Origin of the sequence: Mumia sp., from assembly GCF_028803055.1 — a bacterium.
GTDB lineage: Bacteria > Actinomycetota > Actinomycetes > Propionibacteriales > Nocardioidaceae > Mumia.
In genome coordinates, this window is the sequence record NZ_JARBCJ010000251.1 from 1 (window position 1) to 3,777 (window position 3,777).

The window sequence follows — 3,777 nt, forward strand, 5'->3', positions numbered from 1 at the left end:
CCGCTTCGGGGCCACCTGGTCCTCCAGGTGGAGGCCCGCGATGCCGGCCGCGGCATAGACGCGGGTCGTCTCGCGGGCCTGGAGCGCGTTGCCGTACCCGGTGTCGGCGTCGGCGAGCAGCGGCACACCCCCCAGCGAGGGGACGACGTCACGAGCGCGCGCTGCGATCTGGCTCCCGTGGACGAAGCCGAGGTCCGGCAGTCCGAGCCCGACGGCCGAGGCCACCGCGCCGGAGAGGCACGCCGCCCGTGCGCCGGACGCGACGGCCAGTCGTGCCGTGACCGCGTCGTGGACGCCGGGCAGGTGGACGACCGCGTCGCCGGACAGGAGCTCGCGGAGCCGCTCGGCCGACGACCCCTCGGCGCTCATCGGCCGTGCAGCGCGAAGCTGCCTTCGACGCCGACGACGCGAGCCCCGGTGAAGCAGCGGATCGTCTCGATCGTGCCTTCCTCGCCGAGCCCGGACATGCCCCAGGCGGGTCGCGGCGTCATCAGGTGCAGGCTCATGATCGAGGAGCCGTTGACCTTGACCTCGCCCGCGCGGACGCGCCGTGCGAAGGCCAACGCGCGCTCGGTGTCGGTCCCGACGACGTAGCCCTCGAGCCCGTACGCCGTGCCGTTGGCGATCGCCAGCGCCTCCGCCTCGTCGGCGTAGGTGTGGACCGTGGCGATCGGCCCGAAGACCTCCTCGACGGCGTCCTCGGGCGCCACGCCCGTGACGAGCGCAGGCGCCAGGTAGTTGCCGGCGTCAGGAAGCGTGGTCGCGCGGTGGATCTCGCCACCGGCGGCCTGGAGGCTCGCAAGCGCACCCTCGAGGCGCGCGAGGTGGACCGAGTGGACGATCGGACCCAGGTCGGACGACTCGTCGAGCGGGTCCCCCGCCTTGAGCGCCGCGAGCCGCTCGAGCGCCAGAGCCATGATCGCGTCGGCCGACGCCTCGGGCAGCACGAGGCGGCCCAGCGCGCGGCACCACTGACCGTTGAGCGTCGTGAGCAGGTCGACGGCGGCGCGCGCGGCGACCTCCGGGTCGGCGTCGGGCATGACGACGAGAGGGTTGTTGCCACCCAGCTCGAGCTGGAGCGCACTGAGGTTCTCGGCGCAGGCCACCGCGACCGCTCGGCCGCCGGCGGCACCCCCGGTGAAGGAGACGGCGCGGATACGGGGGTCGGTCACGACCGACCCACCGACACGAGGGCCGCCCTGGAGGAGCTGGAAGACTCCCCCGTCGACGCCGGCGTCACGGAGCACCTCCGCCACGGTCGTCCCGAGCAGAGTCGTCGCGTACGGCGCGTACTCGCTGGGCTTGAGGATCGTCGGGCACCCGGCCGCCAGGGCGCTCGCCACCTTGTGGGCCGCCATCGGTGCCGGCGCGTTCCACGGGACCAGGCAGACCGCCGGTCCGACCGGCAGCCGGAGCACCTCGACCGGCTGGCCGCTCGCGCCGGTGACCGGCGCCTCGACCAGCGCGCCCGAGCGGAGCATCTCCGCGGCGAGGCGGAAGGCGCCCGGCACGATCATGCCGACGATGGAGGTCTGACGGACAGGGACGCCGGTGGCGAAGGCCTCGAGAGCGGCGAGCTCGGGCTGACGCGCCTCGAGCGCGGTCGCGACGGCGTCGAGCAGGTCGGCCCGCTCGGCCGGCGAGGTCGACGACCACGTCCCCGTGGTGTGGGCGGCGTCGGCGGCGCGAAGGGCTCGCTCCACCGACTCCGGTGCACTCTCGACCGCGGGGCCGAGACGCACGGCACGGGATGGGTCCTCCAGGTACAGGTCGAGCGTGCCGGTCGCCGGGGCGACCTCCCCCGCCACGACCTCGACCAGCTCCGGCAGCGTCACCGCTGCCGGACCCGCAGTGTCCGCCGTACTCGTCATCCTCGTCCCGCCTCCGTCTTCGCCTTCGCCGCCGCATCGGCCGCGTCGGGGGTCGTGAGGCCGCTCCACGACTCGTCGGAGACGAGCAGCTGCGCGAGGTCGAGGCGTCCCCGCTCGGCGGGGAAGGCCTGGACCAGACCCATCGCGGTGTCGCGTACGGAACGACCGATCACGTTGTCGAGCAGTGCGCCCGACGTCCCGCACATCTTCAACGATCCGACCGCCACGGCGAAGGCTTTCTCGCAGATCGAGCCCTTCGCGAGCTTCCAGTTCTTGATGACCTCGGGCTTGGGCAGGATCGGTGGGTCGCTGGACTCGAGCTCCACCTGGTAGCGCAGCCACAGGTGCATGTCGGTCAGGTCGGTCTGGGCCTCGCCGATCAGCACCTGGTGCATCGGCGAGGAGGCGATCGGCTTGCCCGTGTCGGCGAAGCGCGCCTTCATCGTGCGCTCGAAGGCGTAGTCCCACGCGCCCTGGGCGATCCCGGCGTAGATCGCCGCGATCGCGATCTGGTTGCCCACCCAGGACCCGCGCGACATCGACGTCGCACGGGCGAACCCGGCGGGCACCGCCAGCGCGTGGTCGGCAGGGACGAAGCAGTCCTCCATCACGAGCCCGAAGTTGTCGGACGCGCGCATGCCGAGGCCGCTCCACTCCTGCCGCGGGCGGATGCCCTCGGAGTCGCGGGCGACGAGGAACAGCGAGATGCCGTCGATCCCGTCGATGTCGGCGCGGCGGGCGGTCACCAGATAGAAGTCGGCCGTGCCCGACAGGCAGCCGAACGACTTCTCGCCGTCGAGGCGCCAACCGCCCTCGACCGGGGTCGCGGTGGTCGAGATGAGGACGTTGGCATTGCTGGCCTTCGCAGCCTCGCTCGCGAAGTTGGCGAGGCAGCGCTTGTCGGTTCCCATCAGGTGCAGGACGCGCTCGGCGAACCCTCGCACCTCCGCGACCTCGTCGTCCTCGTACAGGCCGGCGTCGAGCGCGGCCAGCGGCAGCAACCCACGCGAGGACGCCGAGCAGTGGAAGAAGAAGGCGAGGGCGGTCGATCCGCAGACCGTGCCGAGCGCGTACGTCGTGGCGACCAGGTCGCGCAGGCCGCCACCGAGACCGCCGTACTCGGTGGGGACGACGAGCCCCAGCAGGCCGGCCTCGGCGAGGAGCTTCACGTGGCCCTCGGGGAACTGGCCGCGGGCGTCGGCCTCCTGGGCCGCGTCTCGGACGGCGGGGAGGATCGCCTCGACCCGCGCCGCCCGCTCGCGCTCGTCGGGAGTGAGATCGGTCAAGAGGTGTTCGGCGGTCAGCATGGCCGTCATCAGCTCCTAGAGAGTGGGGAGGGGGGTCGGTTCGGGAGAGGTGCTCGCGGTGGAGCCGTTCGGAAGAGAACCGTTCGGAGCGACGGCAGGAACCGCGGTGCGACCGCGGACACGGCGTGCGAGACGATCCAGCGCCACGGCGTCGGCCGGCGTGGTGACGTCGAGCGTGCCGAGCAGACGGATGAGGTCCTCGGTGGCGACTGCGCCGTCGAGACCGCCCAGCGTCGTGTCGAAGTGGTGGACGCCGGACTTCAAGGCGGTCAGCACGTTCACCAGGCCGAGCCGGTCGTTGTCTCGCAGCCGCAGCCGTAGCGGGACGGGCCGCGCGAGGCCGACGGCGTCCTGGAGGAGGGCGCGGACCTGGAGCGGGGTCGCGGCACCCTCGGTGTCGTCGAGGCAGATCTCGGTCGCGCCGGCGCTGGCGAGCAGGTCGATCGCGGCGAGCGGGTGGTCGCCCCCCGGTTCCGCGAAGACGTCTTCGAGGATCACCACCCGGCCGTGGACGTCGGGCATGGCTTCGAGCTCTCGCAGCAGCACCGCGGCGTCCTCGACCGAGCGCGGGTCGCGTCAGTCGGCACGGATCTCGAGGA

General features: G+C 72.8%; 4 protein-coding genes. All 4 read right to left on the reverse strand.

Features of this window, described 5'->3' with window-relative positions:
- Positions 1 to 369: isocitrate lyase/phosphoenolpyruvate mutase family protein (locus PV363_RS16540; protein ID WP_301022917.1), on the reverse strand; the 369-nt coding region annotated here is incomplete at its 3' end.
- Positions 366 to 1,871 (reverse strand): aldehyde dehydrogenase family protein, encoded by a 1,506-nt coding sequence (locus PV363_RS16545; RefSeq protein WP_301022918.1) that lies wholly within the window; start codon positions 1,869 to 1,871, stop codon positions 366 to 368. The genes PV363_RS16545 and PV363_RS16540, both read right to left, overlap by 4 nt.
- Complete coding sequence (locus PV363_RS16550; protein WP_220346907.1) at positions 1,868 to 3,187, reverse strand: acyl-CoA dehydrogenase family protein; 1,320 nt, start codon at positions 3,185 to 3,187, stop codon at positions 1,868 to 1,870. Before PV363_RS16550 ends, PV363_RS16545 begins: the two co-directional genes overlap by 4 nt.
- Before the next feature lie 6 nt (positions 3,188 to 3,193).
- Positions 3,194 to 3,724: a hypothetical protein gene (locus PV363_RS16555; protein WP_301022919.1), complete on the reverse strand. Its 531-nt coding sequence runs from the start codon at positions 3,722 to 3,724 to the stop codon at positions 3,194 to 3,196.
- Positions 3,725 to 3,777: the final 53 nt, after the last annotated feature.